This window comes from Propionibacterium sp. oral taxon 192 str. F0372 (assembly GCF_000413315.1).
In the GTDB taxonomy this organism is placed as follows: domain Bacteria; phylum Actinomycetota; class Actinomycetes; order Propionibacteriales; family Propionibacteriaceae; genus Brooklawnia.
Map to the genome: position 1 here is coordinate 1,421,175 of NZ_KE340297.1, position 17,056 is coordinate 1,438,230.

The following is a 17,056-nucleotide window of genomic DNA, read 5'->3' on the forward strand; positions in this document are numbered from 1 at the left end:
GGAGCGGACACAGGGCATCCGGCAACAGCCGAACGCTATTCTTCGAGCATGCGTGTTGGAGTCTTTGGTGCAACCGGTCAGGTCGGCAATGTCATGCGCCGACTGCTCGACGAGCGGGACTATCCCGTCGATACGATTCGTTTCTTCGCCTCGGAACGTTCCGCTGGCAAGCAGCTCGACTGGAGGGGCACCCCGGTCACCGTCGAGGACATGGCGAATGCCGATTTCTCCGGGCTCGACATCGCGATCTTCTCCGCAGGTGGCGGCACATCCAAGCAGTACGCACCAAAGGTCGCTGCCACCGGGGCGATTGTCGTCGACAATTCCTCTGCCTGGCGTCTCGATCCCGAGGTGCCGTTGGTGGTTTCCGAGGTGAACCCCGGCGATGCTCTAAATACCCCCAAGGGCATCATCGCCAACCCGAATTGCACCACCATGGCGGCTATGCCGGTACTCAAGCCGCTGCACGACGCGGCTCGGCTGCAGCGTTTGGTGGTCGCTACCTATCAGGCGACTTCTGGCTCCGGGCTCGCCGGGGTGCGTACCCTGCACGATCAAGTGGTCGCCGCTGCCACCCAGCCTTTTGACCAGCTAACTTTCGACGGCGGGGTGCTGGCGCCCGCCGAGCTGGGCCCCTATGTCGAACCCATCGCCTTCAACGCGGTACCGCTCGCTGGGAGCTTGGTCGGCGACGGAAGCCTGGAGACCGACGAGGAACAAAAGCTGCGCAATGAGTCGCGCAAGATCCTGCACATTCCCGACCTGGCCGTTGCCGGGTCATGCGTGCGCATCCCGGTGTTCACCGGTCATGCCCTGGTGGTACACGCCGAGTTCGCCGAGCCGATCTCCCCAAAGCAGGCGACCGCACTCCTGACCACTGCCCCTGGGGTACGACTCGATGAGGTGCCCACCCCGCGCAAGGCGGCTGGTATCGATCCTTCGCTGGTTGGACGGATACGCACCGACCAGTCGGTGCCTGGTGGACGTGGTCTGGTGATGTTCATCGCGAGCGACAACCTGCGCAAGGGGGCCGCCCTCAATGCCATCCAGATAGCCGAGATCTTGGCCGCCCACAGGAGTTGAACCCATGACGAAGGTTGTCATCATCGGAGGCGGGGCGATGGGGGAGGCCATCGCCACCGGACTGGTGTGCGCGGGCTGGGACGATATCCACGTGGTCGAAGCCAACCCGGCGCGGCGTGACGAACTCGCGACCATCGAGGCCCTTCACGTCACCGGCCATCTTGCTGCGACGATCCCCGGTGCGCGGGTGGTCGTTCTGCTGGTGAAACCCAAGGATGTCGTCGCAGCCTGTGAGCAGCTGGCCCCGCTGCTGCCGGATGGTGCCGTCGTATTGTCGATGGCTGCCGGGGTGAAGCTGGCGAGCTTGGCCACTCATCTTCCCGAGGCTGCGAGCGTGGTGCGCATCATGCCGAATACCCCGGCTCGCATCGGCTATGGGATGGCGGCACTGTCGCCCAATGAACATGTCGACGACGCCCAGCTTGCCCTGGCTTGCTCAATCACCGATGCGGTGGGGGCCAGCGTCGTCGTGCCGGAGAATCTGCAGGATGCGGTGACTGCGGTCTCCGGCTCCGGACCCGCCTATCTGTTCTATGTTGCCGAAGCCATGATCGAGGCCGGGGTACAGCTGGGGTTGCCGCGTGATGTCGCCGATACCCTGACCAGGCAGACCCTGTTGGGCTCGGCTCATCTGCTGGCGCGAGGTGAGCACCCATCGATCCTGCGTGAGAGGGTCACCTCACCAGGGGGAACCACCGCAGCAGCCCTCGCCGAACTTGATGCCCACGCGGTGCGGGCAGGCGTGGCTGCCGCCATGCATGCTGCCCGCGACATCAGCGCGGGCTCATCGGGGGTGAGCCCGGCTTAGCAGGTGCTGCCGAAGGGGTGAGCGCATTCTCCGCTGTTCGTTGACTAGAAGAAGCGTTGCGGAAAGGAGTCGCGCTGTTCGGCTCTCGTATTGCTGTTCTACAAGGAGGCTGGTTTTCATGGTGATGTCTTTCGGATGTTGCATACCCGCCATGGTTGGCCGTCTGCTGAACGTGTCACATCCAAGTTCCAGCCAATGCTGGTATTTTCTCCCGACTTCAGTTCATATTTAAATCCTATCAGTAAGTTGACTGTTGTGGGAGTAATTTCCCATTTACCAACGCTCTCGACGGTGAATGTGGTGATTTTTTTCTTGTTTGTGTTGAACCAGGCTTGTGTGGTGTTCCAGCAGTCGCCGGAGAGATGTTGTGCGGCTTGTTGGTCGCCGACCCTGACGGATTCGAGGAAGGCGGTGGCCACGGCATCTGGTGTGGCGTCGTCGGGTGGTATGTCCACGTGAGGGGCGCAGCCGGTCAAGGTCACGCTGGCCACCAGCAGTGAAGTGAGCAGGCGCTTCACAGCAGCCCCTGCAGGGCCTGGGCGGCAAGTGTGTTCTCGGTCTCGGCCTGCTCGGTGCTCATTGCCGAATCGTCGAGCTTGTCGGCGGCAATCATGGTGCGCCGAACTAGATCGCCCAGCTCCCGCGCCCAGGCGTCCTGGCAGCTCATCAATGCGGCTGAGGTGTGTAGGCCGGTGGTCTCGGCAGCGGTTGAGCCCACATCCTCAAGCCCGGCATTGAGTCTGGAGATTACGGCCTGGGTCTGTTCTCTGATGTTGGATGCAACCGAGCTGACCTCGGCCCAGTTCATGTCAATGCTCATCTTTTTCCTCCATCCTCACCATGTCTCGGTGACCCGGACGATCTGGACACCTTGGGTACCGCCTTGTACGTGCGTGTAAGGGAGCCTGCCGTTCCAGGAAAGGTTCTGAGCCGAATCAGAATGCTGGGTGTAGAGGATGTCCCCGTTGGGCAGTACCCCGGTGACCAGCGCGGTGTGGTGTATCTCGCCGGTGGTTCCCTCGTTAGTGACATACAAGATATCACCGGGCCGGGCATTCACTGGGTCAATTATCTGGGCTCGTTGGGAGACGAAGAAATCGTGCTGCTGTTGCGCCCCGCCCCATGAATTGGAATAGTCATCACCAAAATCGAAAAACAGGAACTTCTTCCTTGCGTGCCCCCACTCGTCCTCATCCCATCGCCATAGGAAACCCGGCTTTCCCTTTTGCTCCAGGCCTGCGTGCTCGAAGGCCTGCGACACGAAATTCGTGCAGTTGCTGTCTGTGTGCGTCCAGTCGATGGAGGTGTCGTCCCAGTGGTCCCGGGCGAACTCCAGCAGTTTTAACCGGTCATAGCCGCGTTCGGGCTCAGACAGATGACGTCTCACCGCGACGGAGATGCCCGCCATCCCAGCGATCTCCAGCGGCACGGTCTTCAGGTACATGTCCCGCTGCGTGCCGGAGAGCCCATCCCACCAGGTCGACTGGACGGTGGGTGAATCATCCAGGGGCATCGTCTTCCTGATGATCTCCAACCCGGTATCAACGCCTTCCGGTAGGATCCTATCCCTGTGCAACTCGAGATCATCGGCATTGATGTCACCCTCGCCATTGATGTTCAGTTCGGTGAGCCCGATGCCGGTCAACGCCTGTGCGGCCCTCTGGTCCGCGACAGTGGCGTCCTCCAGTGCGGCGGTCAGCTCCGTGGTGATCATCGAGGCACGGTTCAGCTGGTCGGCGAGCGATCCGGATGTCTTCGCATCGGCACCGAGCATCACCGTCCCGGTGTCGGACACCCGGAAGCCACGGGTGGCGCACTCCGCCAGCCAGGCCGCGATCCTCGACTTTGCCCCGGTGAACGCGAGATCTAGCCCCGACAGCACCGAGCACACCGCCCGGGACCGCACACCCACGATCGAGTAGCTGTAGACCAACCGGCCGATCTCACCGGCGGCCAGCGCCCCGGTGGTGTCCCTCCAAGCCTCCGGAAGCGCCTTGCCCCCGCTGTCGAAGAGACCAGCAGCGGCTTCGTCCATGTCCGTCGCCATGTGCGCCCAGGATTCCTCGAGTTCACCGAACACTCATGGACGCACATCGTTCACCTGGGAGATCGTCAGCACGGCACCACCCCCTACCCCCTTCGACACTACCTTTCGGGTGTGGACTTCGTGCGGAATCCACGGCATCGGGGTTTGCGGTTCCGCTCAGCCGGGCATCGGTCCGCTCCTTGGAACAGGCCGTAGTTTTTCGCGATGCGGGGTGGTTCCGAGTAGTCTAATCGAGTTGTGTTGCCGCTGCATGCGGCAGCCTGTCCGCAGGCCGCGGGCAGGTCCCTACCGAAAGGCTGACAGTGGGATCCGTCATCAAGAAGCGTCGTAAGCGTATGGCGAAGAAGAAGCACCGCAAGCTTCTCAAGAAGACGCGTATTCAGCGTCGTCGCGCCGGTCGCTGAGCGCATCGGGGCATCGGCTTGGTGGCCGGATGCTTCGCGTGTCCTGCTCTGGGGCGGGACACGGAGTCTAGGGGGCGTTTGGTGAGCGATCCGTCGGCCGTGATCGGCCTTGAGGAGTTAGATCCACAGGAGTGGCTAACACACAAGGGCTTCAGTGATGTGAATCCCGGCTATGTCGTGTTCGTGGGAACCGGGTCGGGCGAGGTCATGCAGTTGACCTTGTCTGCAGTCAAGGCGATTGCTGAGGCCCAGGTCGCGGTTCTCGCCCCGAGCGTGGCCCCGGAGCTCCTGGAGGAGCCCGAGATCGACCGCCACCCTGACCTGCTGGTGGTCGAGGCAGGTGCATCGCCACCGCTGGACAAGATCATCGCCTTGTCCCGGGCAGGCGCTCACGTCGTGTGGCTAGTGCCCGGCGACCCGCTGCTGGACGGCGACATTGGGGGCATCTGTGCCGGACTTATTGAGGCAGGTGTTCTGTTCGACGTTGTCCCAGGGCTGTCGGAAAAATCTTTGGCTCATACCACCGCAGGCATCCACGCACCCCGCGGGGCATGGATCTGGTCATCGGCGACCCCGGTTGGCGAACGCTCGCTCATGGTGATGACCACTACCGACAAATTGGATACCTTTTCCGAACAACTGCTCAAAGCGGGGGCTGAATCCACCACCCCGGTGCTGGTCTCGGTGGACCACGGCACCCGGGCGCAGACCTCGGTGGGTACAACCGTCGCCAAACTGGCTAAGGCCACAGCATCGCTGGAGCCTGGCTTGCCCGCTGCGGTGTTCGCCGGTAAACGCAGCGAACGCGACCCCAGGCTCAACTGGTTCGAATCGAAACCCCTGTTCGGCTGGCGGATCCTCGTTCCGCACACCAAGGGACGCACCGGTGCCCTGGAACGACGCCTCGAACATCATGGGGCTATCCCGGTCAAGGTGCTCACCTTGTCCGTCGAACCTCCGCGCAACCTGCAACCTCTAGAAAGGGCGGTGCAGGGCCTGGTCGATGGACGCTTCCAGTGGATCGTCTTCAACTCACCCAATGCGGTGCGGGCCATCGCGCAGCGTCTGGGTGCCCTGGGTCTCGACGCTCGTGCCTATTCCGGGCTGCGCATCGCTGCCGTGGGCGCCGACACCGTCGCCGAACTTCAGGCCGGGGGAATCACCCCTGAGTTGGTGCCCGACGGCGACCAGGTATCCGAGGCCCTCGCCGAGGTTTTCCCGATGTACGACGACCTGCTCGACCCGATCAAACGGGTCCTGGTGCCGCGTGCCGAGGTTGCCGTCGATTCGCTGGTCAACGGTTTGGGTGAACTTGGCTGGGAAGTCGAGGATGTGGTCGCCTTCCGCACGGTGCGAGCCGCACCGCCTCCCGCAGAGGTTCGCGAATCCATCAAGACTGGCCGTTACGACGCCGCGGTGTTCACCTCGGCTTCGACGGCCCGCAATATGGTCGGCATCGCCGGGAAACCGCATGCCGACACGATCATCGCGGCCATCGGCCCGGCCACTGTCGCTTCCTGCGCTGAACACGGTATGCGGGTCGACGTCACCCCCGAGATCCCGGGGGCGGTGGAACTCGCCGATGCCTTGGCTGATTTCGCCGTCCGTCGGCGCCAGGCGATGATCGCCGAGGGCAAACCCTACAAGCGCCCCTCACAGCGCAGGGCCAGGCGTCGCCGCAGCACAGCCAAGGGATCCTGATTCACAAAACAACAACTACCCCGCAGCCCGACACAGGAGAAATGCGTGAGTGAAGTGAAACAGGTGCACCTGGTGCGCCACGGTGAGGTCAACAATCCCACCGGCGTGCTCTACGGACGCCTGCCCGGCTACCACCTGTCCGCCACCGGGCAAGCGATGGCCGAACGGCTGGGGGAATGGTTTGCTAACACCCCGGTTGATCACCTGCGCTGTTCCCCGCTGGAACGTGCTCAGGAGACGATGGCGCCGATCGCTGAGGGCCGTGAGATCTGCGTCGTAACCGATGCCCGGCTCATTGAGGCGGACAATGCCTTCGCCGGAAAGGTTTTCGGCAAGTACAACAAGCCACTGCTCGACCCACGCAACTGGTGGTTGTTACGCGATCCGTTCACTCCTTCGTGGGGTGAGCCCTACCCACAGCTGGCAGCCCGGATGCTGTCGGCCATTGATGAGGTGGTGGCTGGGCTTCCTACCGGGGGGCAGGCGGTGCTGGTCTCCCACCAGCTGCCGATCTGGACCACCCGGTTGGCTTTGGAGGAGCACTCCTTCGTTCACGATCCGCGGCGACGTCAATGCATTCTCGCATCGGTGACCACTCTGCGTTACCGCGATGACACCTTCTGCGGGCTCACCTACGCCGAACCCGCGCGTGACCTGCTACGAGAGAACGGCAATCGGGCCTTCTCCTCGGGGCATTAAGCCCTCAGCCCACCGCGCCAGGTAGTTCCGGGGCGCCGCGCAGACCGCGGTGTGGATCCAGATGACACAATGGGGCCATGGCTGAACAACAGGTGTCCAATGATCATGTCGACCTGTGCATCATCGGTTCTGGATCCGGGCTGAGTCTGGTCAATGACGATCTCGGCGACTGGAAGATCGTCGTCATCGACGACGGCCTTGGGGTGCTGGAACGCTTCGGAGGCACCTGTCTCAATGCCGGATGCATACCCACCAAGATGTTCGCAGTTCCCGCCCACTACGCCATGGCTCCCGCGGAGGCAGCCGCGGTTGACACCGAGGTCAGCTTCTCCGGGATCGACTATCCGGCTCTGAAGATGCGCATCTTCGGACGCACCGATGGTATTTCCTCCGCCGGGCTGTCCGGGCTAACTGCCCGCCCCAACGTCGAGGTGATCTTCGGCGCGGCAACCTTTGTCGATGCCCATACCATCAAGGTGGGCCAACGCATCGTGAGCGCCGACCGGATCGTCGTCGCGGCCGGTTCTCGGCCGCGTGGCCTTGATCTGCCCGGCTTCGACGATCCCTATCTGCAGGCCTTCATCTACACTTCCGAAACGATCATGCGGCTTGCCGAACTGCCCCGTCGCATGGTGATCCTGGGTGGCGGTGTCGAAGCTGTTGAATTTGGGCACATCTACGCCGCCCTGGGAGTGCATGTCACAGTGATCTCCCGCTCCGCCCCCCTGCTGCGCAAGTTGGATTCCTTGATTGCTGAGGCAGCAACTGAGGCCCTTGCCGGGCGTGTCGCAGTGCGCCTCAACCAGCAGGTCACCGGGCTGGAACCCGAGGTCGACGGTGGAGTCGTCGTGTCCACGGTGGATGCCACCGGTATTGAGTATTCCTACGAGTCCGATGTTGTACTCCTGGCGATGGGGAGGATACCCAACGGCGACCAACTGATGGTGGAGAACGCCGGAATCACCCTGACCAACGGTGGTTTCGTCCCCGTCGACGAGCATATGCGGACCCCGGTTCCGCACATCTGGGCCCTGGGCGACGTGTGTGCCCCGAAGATGCTGAAACACCTCGCCAACCAGCAGGCGCGCGTGGTAAAGCACAATCTGCTCGCCGAACGCGACGGTCAGCCGCTGGTCGCCACCCGGGAGGAATACGTGCCCCTGGGCGTCTTCGGTCACCCCGAGATCGCCTCGGTGGGAGCCACCAGCGCCGATCTCGACCGAGCCGGGATTCCACACGTCGAATACATCCACGAGTACGGGTGGACGGCCTACGGATGGGCGCTCAACGATACCGGTCATTTCGTGAAACTCATCGCCGACGAGACTGGTGAGAAACTGCTGGGTGCACACATCGTCGGCCCGCAGGCCACCACCCTCATTCAAGTACTGCAATTCGCGATGACCCAGCAGATGGCGATTTCCACGATGATCTCGGGTCAATACTGGATCCATCCGGCGCTCACCGAGGTTGTGGAGAATGCCCTGATCGGGGTGCGCCGGGCCGCCCGGGGCTGAACGCGATACCTGCTGGGTCCGTGTGTGGGTGCGGTCATTCGCGCCCGTTGTTCTTCCGGTATCTGGTGTGGCTGGCTGCCGGTGTTGGCTCCCCGGAGCCACTCGGGTGAGAATGACCGGGTGAACAAGGCACGGATTGCAGCGACGGCAGCGCTGTTCGCGGTCGGCTGCTCGGCGAGCCCCACCAGCGGGGATACCCCATCATCAAGCTCGCCGAGCCCCACCCCGGCGCTGTCCCCGACACCGACCCCTACAGCGGCTATGGAACCCACGTCCGCCGACTCGGGTGGGGCGTGCCTGGTGAAGGCCTCTGCGATGAGTCTCGACGACCAGGTCGGCCAGCTGTACATGATGGCCGTGCAGACCGGTACCCCCGTCGACACAGCCGTCGCATCGGTGAAGGAATCCCGCCCCGGAGCGGTGATCTTGCTGGGCAATTGGACCCTGCCGATTGCCGAGGTCAACGCATACACCGAGCAACTGCGCGCCGGTTCGGATCAACCGCTGCTCATCGGCGTCGATCAGGAGGGCGGGCTAGTGCAGCGTCTGCAAGGCACCGGATTCGAGAAGATCCCGGCGGCCAGTGCTCAAACGACGATGGATGCCGCAGCGCTACGCACTGCTTGGGCTGGTTGGGGTGCCCAGCTGACCCAAGCTGGGGTCGACTGGGATCTTGCCCCGGTGGCCGATGTTGTCCCGGCTGCAAACGAATCCGCCAACGAACCGGTGGCTCAACTTGGTCGTGGTTACGGGTCCGATCCTGACCATGTCAGCTCCCAGGTGTCGGCTGTGGTCAACGGGCTCGCCGACGCCAAGGTTGCATCCTCGGTGAAGCACTTCCCGGGACTGGGCCAGGTGAGGCAGAACACCGACCTGGCCGTCGCCCATGATGCGGTGAGCACCCTGTCGCCCGAGGAACTGGCGCCCTTCCAGGCTGCGGTCGACGCTGGCGCCTCCTCGGTGATGGTCTCCTCGGCGATCTACGACAATGTCGATGCGGCGAATCCCGCGGTCTTCTCCCAGACGGTCGTCACCGGAATCCTGCGGGAACGCATGGGCTTCGAGGGCCTGGTGGTCTCCGACGACCTCGGGGTGGCGGCAGCGGTCGCCGAATACCCGATCGACCAGCGCGGGAATCTGTTCCTGGAGGCAGGTGGTGATCTGGTGATCGTCGCCGATCCGGCAGCCACCCAGCAGATGATCGACGGCACTCTCGCCAAGGCCCGGGCGGACAAGACCTTCGCTGATTCCCTGGCCCCCAAGGTGGCGCGGGTACTGGAGCTCAAGCAGTCGCGAGGGATGCTCAGCTGCGGGTGAGCCGTTCGAAGCGGTGGCATTCAAGCGGTACCCAGCTCCAGCCGGTTCCACCGGTGGTGCACGGTGAACACCGACACGACGGAGACCAGTGCTGGCAAGACGAGTGATGTTCTTCCGACCCCGGAGCCGGGAGTCGCCCAGAGCACCGGGATCGCCCAAGGAATCATGGTGCCCAACCCAAAACCAGCGCAGATGTTGCTCACCACCATCAGCGCTAGGGTTATCGCGATGCCGGCTAGCGGGCTGCGCCATCGTGAAGCCGCCCACATGCTGGGGGTCGTGCCTGTCGCCGTCAGCGTACCGACCACGAAGAGGGCCAGCCCATGAGCTGGTGCTTCGCCGACGGGAAAGCCCAGCAGGATTCCCCCGGTGACCACGATGACGGTGGTGGTGAAGCAGACCGTGGCTGCCCAAGCCCAGATCACCAGCACTTTTGCAGCAATGATTGTCGTGATGCGGGGCGGGATGGCGAAGAATCCATGGATCGTTCCTTCGGTGAACTCGCGACCGGCTGACCACGCCATGACGATGCCGGTGGTGAGCATCATCGTTATGCTTATCGCCATCGCAGCTATGGAGGTGAAGCCTGACCATCCCGGGCCAGTCATCATGGACGTAACTTTGCGACCGGTGGGGGTGTCCCCGAGATAGAGAGCCGCAGCGCTTCCCCCCACTGCCACCACGGTGCTCAGGAACACCACTGTGGCCGTGGCTACCCGGCTGACTGGTGAGCGCACTAGCTTGCCGTACTCGCAGCGACTGGCTGTCCGGAGCTCTTGCAGGTGTGTCATGCCGAGGCTCCCTCGGTCTGGTCATGGGTGAGGATAATGGTGAAGAAGGTGCGCTCGAGATCGGCCGACCGGGGATCGATCTCTGCGATGATCCGCCCGGTGTGGAGGACGTCGACGGTGTGGGAGATACGAGCCAATTCGTCGAAGTGGTGGCTCGTCACCAGTACCGATCCTCCTCGACGAGCGATGGCATCGATCTCAGTGCGGAAACCGAGCACAGCCAGTGGATCCAGCCCGTTGGTCGGTTCGTCCAGTAGGAGCAGGTCGGGAGTGTGGACCATGGCTGCGATCAAGCCCACCTTCTGTCGGGAGCCCAGGGATAGCCGTCGGGCCGGGGTATCGAACCATGGCATGAGACCGAGGATCTCAGCGAGTCGTAGAGCCTCGTGACGGGCCGGGGCCAGGGCTGCTTCGTGTAGCCGTGCCGAATTCTCGATGTTCTGGCGTGGAGTCAGCTCCGGGTAGCAGAACGCGGATTCCACCATGTGGCCCACTCGGTGCCACACGCTGCGATCAGCATGGCTGAGGTCATGACCCAGAACATGGACCGTTCCGCTTGCCGGGCGGATCATGCCGAGGGCGACCCGGAGGACCGTCGTCTTGCCCGCACCGTTGAGCCCGATGAGTGCCCGCACCTGGCCTGCTCCGATGGCCAGATCTAGGCCGTCGAGAATCCGTTTGCCGGATGCTTCGGCGCGGATGCCATCCAGGCGAAGCGCTGATTCGTTCATGGCTGGTCCATCAGGATGGACAACCCCTTCACCAGGGCTTGTGCCGCTGAGCAGGGGGGAGTGGGGTGATGTTCTCCTGCCCAGTCGAGGAGCGTCTGCGTCGCTGCTGCGATGACCGCAGCGGCTGCGCTCCTGGCGAGAAATCGATCAACGCCAGGGGTTTCCAAGGATTCAGCGATAGCCTCCTGCGTGGCTCGTGAAGATGTCATGGCGGCCCCGCGCAGGCTGGGGGTGATGGCCACGAGCTTGATCCTGAGGGCGAACTCCTCGGAAGAGAGTTCTTCTTGCGCTGTCTCATCGGTCAGTGCTGCCAGGAGCCCACGCACGGCGCGGTGCAGCGGTGGGAGCCCTGGGTCCTGTGCTGCCACGGCACGGGCGATGACGGGATCGAAGAAATCCTCGACGATAACGGATTCCTTCGTCGGGAAATAGCGGAAGTACGTCATGTGTGAGACGCCGACGGTCTGGGCGATCTGGTTCACGGTCACCTGCTCGAAACCGTGTTCCGTAAAAAGACGCAGCGCCGTTGACCGGAGACGTTCTCGCGTGGTGGTGTTCTTCATGAGCTAATGTTAGCAACTAACATCAGGGCTTGGGGGTTATCTTGCAGGTTTCCTGCACACGGGCGTCAGCCGGTGGTGTCATGGGCTCCGGGGCGTCCGCCACGCCAGGTGATGATGATCGACGCCGTGACGACTAGTCCCGCACCGAGCATCTGCCAAGCGGTGAGGAATTGGTGCAGCACCAGCATCCCGGCAAGGGCTGCCACTGCGGGTTCCAGAGCTAGCAGCACCGAGAAGACCCTGGGCGGGATGGTGCGCAGCGCCATCATCTCCATGGAATAGGGCAGTGCCGAACTGAGCAGGGCCACTCCTGCCCCAGCGCCCACCACCTTGGGTGAGGTCAATGGGCCGTGGGCATAAATGATTCCCAGCGGGGTCACCACAATAGCGGCAAGCAACAGAGCCCAAGTGATCCCGTCGATGCCCTTGAAATGCTTGCCGACCTCACGCTGGAAGAGAATATAGGCAGCCCAGCAGGCCCCGGCTGTGGCTGCGCACGCGATGCCCAGATGGTCCAATTCGTTCCAGCCCGCACGCAGAGCTTGTGAGATGAGTACCACTCCGCACAATGCAGCGGCGACGGCGATCCCGTCGCGCACCCGGCGCGACATGGCTGCTCCCAACAGCAGTGGCCCCAGGAACTCGATGGTGACCGCGACGCCGATCGGCAACCGGGCGAGGGCTTGGTAGAAGCAGAAGTTCATGGCGCCTAGGGTGAGGCCCAAGCCGAGCACCATCCGCCACGCTGTTGGATCATGTCCTTTGATCGAAGGCCGCACCAGCACCATCATGAGCACCGAGCTCAGTAGCAACCGGAAGGTCACCGTAGCGGGTGCCCCGATGAGTGGAATGAGTGTCGCAGCCAGCGCTCCGCCGAACTGAACCGAGATGATCGCCCCTAGCGCCAATGCAAATGCGGTGGTGGTGACGAAACTGCTATCGGCCGAGATGCGCACCCAGTCATTGTCCACCGCCGCGCGGTACGTGTGCCCGAAATTGTGGTGTCAAGTTTCCTTGACCAAAAGTGAAGGAAGCTTTACCTTGAGGACTATGCCTGAAATCCTGAACCCTTACCCGACGCAGACCTCGACCATCCGCCCCACTCCGCTGGTGCTCATCGGTTCACTGGTGATGCGCCCCCTGCTGATCCTGGCCCTCGGAATCCTCACTCCACTGGTGGTGCGGCTCGCGAACCCCAACGCCAGTTGGCAGGAGGCCGCCACATACGAGAACGCCACGGTGATCCTGGTCGACGTGATCACCATCGGTGTCATTGCCATGCTCCTGGCTCGCCAGTCCCGGCGCATCGGTGATCTCCTCAACTTCCGGCCCGCCGACATCGGATGGGGGCTGCTCGTTGCGCTGATCCTGCTTGCTGGCTTTTTCGTATGCACCTTTATCGGCAATCTGATCGTCTACCGGGGCCCACCTCCGATCCCTGAGGAAATCATCCGGGTTCCGCTGGTTGTCGGATTGGTGGCGATGATCGCTCCGCTGACCATCGCGGTCGCTGAGGAACTGCTCTACCGCGGTTGGTTGCAACCCCATTTCGAGGCACGTCTGGGGCACTGGCCCGGCATGCTGCTGGTGGCCCTGGCCTTCGGTGTGCAACACATCGGCTTCGCCCTGGGCTCACCTGCCGCCATGGTATCCAAGGTGATCGCCACCACGCTAGTCGGCGTGCTGTTCGGTGTACTGTACTGGTGGCGCAAGCGCCTGATGCCCCTGGTGGTCGGCCACGCGGTGCTCGACCTCCTCGGGTTGGGAATCCCCACCCTGGTGACCGCCCTGAGTTGAGTGAGGCCAACTGTCATGACGCCATCCGCCAAGCGTTACCTGATCCGCTTCGGTGTGGCCATGGGACTGTACTTGGTGGGCCTGCCCTTGGCCATCTGGCTGGGCACGCTGGCAGGCTCTAACAATCCATGGCGATTCGTTGCCTACCTGCTGGTTGCCCCATCGGTGGTGCTGGTCATTCGCGCGGTGCGGCTGCTCGTCGTCGAGGCCGACGAACTGCAGTCACGCAAGCTCGTCGAATCCTTGGCCATCGCCTTCGCCGGGGGGTCGGTTCTGACCTTCAGCTGGGGGCTGCTAGAAACCGTCGGAGCGCCGTCACTGCCTATTATCTGGGCGATGCCGGTGTACATGGCCTGCTGGGGGCTGGCGACCATCGTGGTGAGCCGGCGGTACTGAGACATGCGCAACCAGGTGGCTGCCCTGCGGGAGAAACGCAGCATGACCCAGGCAGACCTTGCTCGATTACTCGATGTGAGCCGCCAGACCGTCATCTCGATAGAAAAGGGGCGCTACGCCCCGAGCCTGCCGCTGGCCTTCCGGATTGCCGCAGTGTTCGGCCTGACCATTGAGGAGATCTTCACCCCCGACGAATGAGATCCGACCGCTGGTGAGCACCGGATACCTGCTCGGTGTTGTTCGGACGATCCGGTCTTGGCAGCAGGTTCCCCGACCCCTGTCGGGGACGGGCGCCAGGCAGGTCGTGTCTCCACCGGCACCTTGGCCTCACCCGAATTGGCCGGTGATGTAGCGTTCGGTGTCTTGTTCGGAGGGGTTGGTAAAGATCTTTTCGGTGGCGTCGAATTCGATGAGTCGACCGGGTGTGCCGGTGCCCTTGATGTTGAAGAATCCGGTCTTGTCGGAGACTCGTGATGCCTGCTGCATGTTATGGGTCACGATGACCACCGTGTAGTTTTCCTTCAGTTCGTGGATCAGGTCCTCGACGGCCAGGGTGGAGACTGGGTCCAGGGCTGAGCAGGGCTCGTCCATCAGCAGCACCTCTGGCTGGATGGCAATTGCCCGGGCGATGCACAGCCGCTGCTGCTGGCCACCCGACAGGCCATTGCCCGGGGCATTCAGCCGGTCCTTCACCTCGTTCCACAGATTCGCTCCCTTCAAGGAGCGCTCCACGATTTCATCCTTGCGGGCTTTCGGCATCCTGCGGGAGTTTAGTTGGATGCCTGCCAGCACGTTGTCGCGGATTGACATCGTCGGGAACGGGTTCGGTTGTTGGAAGACCATGCCGATCTGCTGGCGTACCCGCACCGGATCCACCCTGGGTGCGTAGATATCCTGCTCGTCGAGCAGCACCTGGCCCTCGACGCGAGCCCCCGAGGTTAGCTCAAGCATCCGGTCTAGCGAACGCAGCACTGTTGATTTGCCGCACCCCGATGGACCGATGAAGGCGGTCACCGAGCGGGGCTCAATCACCATGCTGACATTTTCGACGGCTTTGAAGTCCCCGTAAAAAATGTTCAGGTTTTTCAATTCCATTCGTTTGGCCATGTGCTCCTCCTGGGTGCGACGACGGGGTCACCGATTGATCTTGGGGGCGTACTTCCTCGCCACCCAGCGGCCGATGAGATTGAGGACCATGACGATGAGCACCAGCACCAGCGCGCCGGTCCAGGCCCTGTCCAAGAAGGCCTCCTGGGGACGCCCGGGGCGGGTGTACTCGTAGAAGACGAAGACCGGAAGTGAGGTCATCGGGTTCACCATGTTGGAGCCACCCGTCGGCAGCGGATTGGTGGTCATCGAGGCAGTGAACCCCATGGTGATCAGGAGCGGGGCCGTCTCGCCGATGATGCGTGCGATAGCCAGCACCACCCCCGAGACGATGCCGGAAACCGAAGTGGGCAGCACCACTTTCACGATGGTGCGCCATTTGCTCACCCCCAGCCCGTAGGAGGCTTCCCTCAATTTGTCGGGCACCAACCGGATGATCTCCTCCGAATTGCGCACCACATAGGGAATCATCAACACCGACAGTGCTAGCGCGCCGGCCAGCCCCGATTTCGAGCCATGCCCCACCATGAGTGAGATCAGCGAATAGGCGAACAACCCGGCGACGATGGAGGGGATGCCGGTCATCACGTCAACCAGGAAGGTGATGACCCGCTTCATCCATCCCTTGCCGTATTCGACGAGATAGATGGCGGTGAGCAGCCCCACCGGCACCGAGAAAACCGTAGCCATCCCGGTGGTGATCAGAGTGCCGATGATTGCATGGGCCGCACCCCCACCCGCACCGATGACATTGCGTTTCGTGGAGGTGAAATAGGTCACATCAAAGCGGATGATTCCCTCACTGGCCACCTTGAACAGCAAAGAGAGCAGCGGTGCCAGGGCCAACAAGAAGGTGCCGAGGATGAGATACCGAGCGATCCGGTCGACGGCCCGGCGTCGTCCCTCGACGGCGGTGGACAGGGCGAACATTGCCACCAAGAAACCGATGACCGCCAACAACACCGTGGCGATCCAGCCGAAGGCGCCGAGCAACCCCAGCACCGTGGCTGACACCACCAGGGCGACGACGAAGACGGCGGGGCCGATATACCCGGGCAATTGCCCGGCGGTGAGATGGATCTCCGCCTCGTGCTGGGCGGCGGCCCGCGGATCGTTGGCCGGGGTGCTCACCGGGACTCCTTGCGGGGTCCGCCGGTGATCAACCGTCCGGCCATGTTCACCACGATGGTGATGGCGAATAACACCAGACCGGTGGCGATGAGTCGGTGGACACCGCCGGAATCGGCTTCGGCGAAGCCTAGGGCGATATTCGCGGCAATCGTGTTGGGGTTCTCCGAGGTCAACAGCCTGGGGCTGATCATCCGGCCTCCCGACAGCACCATAGCGACGGCCATCGTCTCGCCCAGGGCTCGTCCCAACCCCAGCATTGATGCGGCGACGATGCCCGAACGTCCGAAGGGCAGCACTACCTGGCGGATCATCTCCCATTTCGTCGCGCCCAGAGCCAGCGAGGCTTCCTCCTGGAGTTTCGGGGTGCGCAGGAAGACCTCTCTGGTCAGCGAGGTGATGATCGGCAGCACCATGATTGCCAGTACTAGCGATGCGGTGAGCATGGTGCGGCCCGTGCCTGAGGCAGTGCCTGAGAATAGCGGGATGAAGCCGAGATACTCGGTTAGCCATTGGTGCGCGGGGACGAGCATGGGGGCCAAGGTGGTGATGCCCCACAACCCGAAGACGATTGAGGGAACGGCGGCGAGCAGGTCGACGACGAAGGCGACCGGGGTGGCCAGCTTCTTGGGTGCGTAGTGGGAGATGTACAGCGCGATTCCCACTGAGACCGGAACCGCGATGAGCAGGGCCAGGAAAGAGATCCATATGGTGCCGAACAGGTAGGGGGCCACGTAGCCCCAGAGATTCCCGTACCTGGGATCGCCGGTGGTGATTGCCGGTGCGGCCTGCGCGATCAGGAAGACGGCAACCGCCGCGAGGATCACCATGATGATTCCTCCCGATCCGGTGGAGATTCCCCGGAAGGCGGCGTCGCCGACGTTGCCGTGATCGGCCATCAGCGACTCGTCAACGGTTTCGATGCTGCGGATATCGTCAGACATTCATGCCTCCGATGTATGGGCGG

The 17,056-nt window shown here is 62.9% G+C and carries 20 protein-coding genes; 10 read left to right on the forward strand and 10 right to left on the reverse strand.

The window, feature by feature from the left end; translation table 11 throughout:
• The first annotated feature begins 48 nt into the window (after positions 1-48).
• Positions 49-1,083: an aspartate-semialdehyde dehydrogenase gene (locus HMPREF1531_RS06630; protein WP_016669162.1), complete on the forward strand. Its 1,035-nt coding sequence runs from the start codon at positions 49-51 to the stop codon at positions 1,081-1,083.
• Between the two features lie 4 nt (positions 1,084-1,087).
• Complete coding sequence (gene proC / locus HMPREF1531_RS06635; protein WP_016669163.1) at positions 1,088-1,891, forward strand: pyrroline-5-carboxylate reductase; 804 nt, start codon at positions 1,088-1,090, stop codon at positions 1,889-1,891.
• A 116-nt stretch (positions 1,892-2,007) separates the two neighbouring features.
• Here the strand turns inward: proC and HMPREF1531_RS06640 are convergent, their stop codons facing one another.
• The 3 genes from HMPREF1531_RS06640 to HMPREF1531_RS06650 are packed head-to-tail and all read right to left on the reverse strand — an operon-like array spanning position 2,008 to position 3,938.
• A complete protein-coding gene (locus HMPREF1531_RS06640; protein WP_016669164.1) occupies positions 2,008-2,409 on the reverse strand; it encodes a hypothetical protein in 402 nt (133 codons plus the stop codon).
• Positions 2,406-2,711 (reverse strand): hypothetical protein, encoded by a 306-nt coding sequence (locus HMPREF1531_RS06645; RefSeq protein ID WP_016669165.1) that lies wholly within the window; start codon positions 2,709-2,711, stop codon positions 2,406-2,408. The genes HMPREF1531_RS06640 and HMPREF1531_RS06645 overlap by 4 nt, the downstream gene beginning before the upstream one ends.
• 15 nt (positions 2,712-2,726) lie before the next feature.
• The gene (locus HMPREF1531_RS06650) at positions 2,727-3,938 is read right to left on the reverse strand and encodes an amidase domain-containing protein (protein WP_016669166.1); all 1,212 of its coding nucleotides are present in this window, start codon (positions 3,936-3,938) and stop codon (positions 2,727-2,729) included.
• A 302-nt stretch (positions 3,939-4,240) separates the two neighbouring features.
• On the opposite strand from HMPREF1531_RS06650, the gene HMPREF1531_RS13235 reads away from it, so the two are divergent.
• The 5 genes from HMPREF1531_RS13235 (at position 4,241) to HMPREF1531_RS06670 (ending at position 9,576) form a co-directional block, all read left to right on the forward strand.
• Positions 4,241-4,342, forward strand: coding sequence for a 30S ribosomal protein bS22 (locus tag HMPREF1531_RS13235; protein WP_084669282.1), 102 nt, complete (start codon positions 4,241-4,243; stop codon positions 4,340-4,342).
• An 81-nt stretch (positions 4,343-4,423) separates the two neighbouring features.
• Positions 4,424-6,043, forward strand: coding sequence for a uroporphyrinogen-III synthase (locus tag HMPREF1531_RS06655; protein WP_016669167.1), 1,620 nt, complete (start codon positions 4,424-4,426; stop codon positions 6,041-6,043).
• A 45-nt stretch (positions 6,044-6,088) separates the two neighbouring features.
• The gene (locus HMPREF1531_RS06660) at positions 6,089-6,742 is read left to right on the forward strand and encodes a histidine phosphatase family protein (protein ID WP_016669168.1); all 654 of its coding nucleotides are present in this window, start codon (positions 6,089-6,091) and stop codon (positions 6,740-6,742) included.
• 77 nt (positions 6,743-6,819) lie between these two features.
• Positions 6,820-8,259, forward strand: coding sequence for an FAD-dependent oxidoreductase (locus HMPREF1531_RS06665; RefSeq protein ID WP_016669169.1), 1,440 nt, complete (start codon positions 6,820-6,822; stop codon positions 8,257-8,259).
• A 120-nt stretch (positions 8,260-8,379) separates the two neighbouring features.
• Positions 8,380-9,576 (forward strand): glycoside hydrolase family 3 N-terminal domain-containing protein, encoded by a 1,197-nt coding sequence (locus HMPREF1531_RS06670; protein ID WP_156860207.1) that lies wholly within the window; start codon positions 8,380-8,382, stop codon positions 9,574-9,576.
• Between the two features lie 20 nt (positions 9,577-9,596).
• Here the strand turns inward: HMPREF1531_RS06670 and HMPREF1531_RS06675 are convergent, their stop codons facing one another.
• The 4 genes from HMPREF1531_RS06675 to HMPREF1531_RS06690 all read right to left on the reverse strand — a co-directional run bounded on the left by HMPREF1531_RS06675 (position 9,597) and on the right by HMPREF1531_RS06690 (position 12,632).
• The gene (locus HMPREF1531_RS06675) at positions 9,597-10,367 is read right to left on the reverse strand and encodes an ABC transporter permease (protein ID WP_016669171.1); all 771 of its coding nucleotides are present in this window, start codon (positions 10,365-10,367) and stop codon (positions 9,597-9,599) included.
• Positions 10,364-11,098 (reverse strand): ABC transporter ATP-binding protein, encoded by a 735-nt coding sequence (locus tag HMPREF1531_RS06680; protein ID WP_016669172.1) that lies wholly within the window; start codon positions 11,096-11,098, stop codon positions 10,364-10,366. The genes HMPREF1531_RS06675 and HMPREF1531_RS06680 overlap by 4 nt, the downstream gene beginning before the upstream one ends.
• Complete coding sequence (locus HMPREF1531_RS06685; RefSeq protein WP_016669173.1) at positions 11,095-11,661, reverse strand: TetR/AcrR family transcriptional regulator; 567 nt, start codon at positions 11,659-11,661, stop codon at positions 11,095-11,097. The genes HMPREF1531_RS06680 and HMPREF1531_RS06685 overlap by 4 nt, the downstream gene beginning before the upstream one ends.
• Positions 11,662-11,726: 65 nt before the next feature.
• On the reverse strand, positions 11,727-12,632 hold the full coding sequence (locus tag HMPREF1531_RS06690; protein ID WP_232210231.1) for an EamA family transporter: 906 nt from the start codon (positions 12,630-12,632) through the stop codon (positions 11,727-11,729).
• Positions 12,633-12,711: 79 nt separating this feature from the next.
• Between HMPREF1531_RS06690 and HMPREF1531_RS06695 the strand changes: the two genes are divergently transcribed.
• The 3 genes from HMPREF1531_RS06695 to HMPREF1531_RS06705 are packed head-to-tail and all read left to right on the forward strand — an operon-like array spanning position 12,712 to position 14,052.
• A complete protein-coding gene (locus tag HMPREF1531_RS06695) occupies positions 12,712-13,458 on the forward strand; it encodes a CPBP family intramembrane glutamic endopeptidase (RefSeq protein ID WP_051123338.1) in 747 nt (248 codons plus the stop codon).
• Between the two features lie 15 nt (positions 13,459-13,473).
• Positions 13,474-13,854: a hypothetical protein gene (locus HMPREF1531_RS06700; protein ID WP_016669176.1), complete on the forward strand. Its 381-nt coding sequence runs from the start codon at positions 13,474-13,476 to the stop codon at positions 13,852-13,854.
• 3 nt (positions 13,855-13,857) lie between these two features.
• The gene (locus HMPREF1531_RS06705) at positions 13,858-14,052 is read left to right on the forward strand and encodes a helix-turn-helix transcriptional regulator (RefSeq protein WP_016669177.1); all 195 of its coding nucleotides are present in this window, start codon (positions 13,858-13,860) and stop codon (positions 14,050-14,052) included.
• Between the two features lie 129 nt (positions 14,053-14,181).
• Here HMPREF1531_RS06705 and pstB read toward each other — a convergent pair whose 3' ends face one another.
• Genes pstB through pstC form a run of 3 tightly spaced genes read right to left on the reverse strand, consistent with a single transcriptional unit; the run spans position 14,182 to position 17,033 of the window.
• Positions 14,182-14,961 (reverse strand): phosphate ABC transporter ATP-binding protein PstB, encoded by a 780-nt coding sequence (gene pstB / locus HMPREF1531_RS06710; protein WP_016669178.1) that lies wholly within the window; start codon positions 14,959-14,961, stop codon positions 14,182-14,184.
• Positions 14,962-14,988: 27 nt separating this feature from the next.
• Positions 14,989-16,092 (reverse strand): phosphate ABC transporter permease PstA, encoded by a 1,104-nt coding sequence (gene pstA / locus HMPREF1531_RS06715; RefSeq protein ID WP_016669179.1) that lies wholly within the window; start codon positions 16,090-16,092, stop codon positions 14,989-14,991.
• The gene (gene pstC / locus HMPREF1531_RS06720; RefSeq protein WP_016669180.1) at positions 16,089-17,033 is read right to left on the reverse strand and encodes a phosphate ABC transporter permease subunit PstC; all 945 of its coding nucleotides are present in this window, start codon (positions 17,031-17,033) and stop codon (positions 16,089-16,091) included. The genes pstA and pstC overlap by 4 nt, the downstream gene beginning before the upstream one ends.
• Between the last annotated feature and the right edge of the window lie 23 nt (positions 17,034-17,056).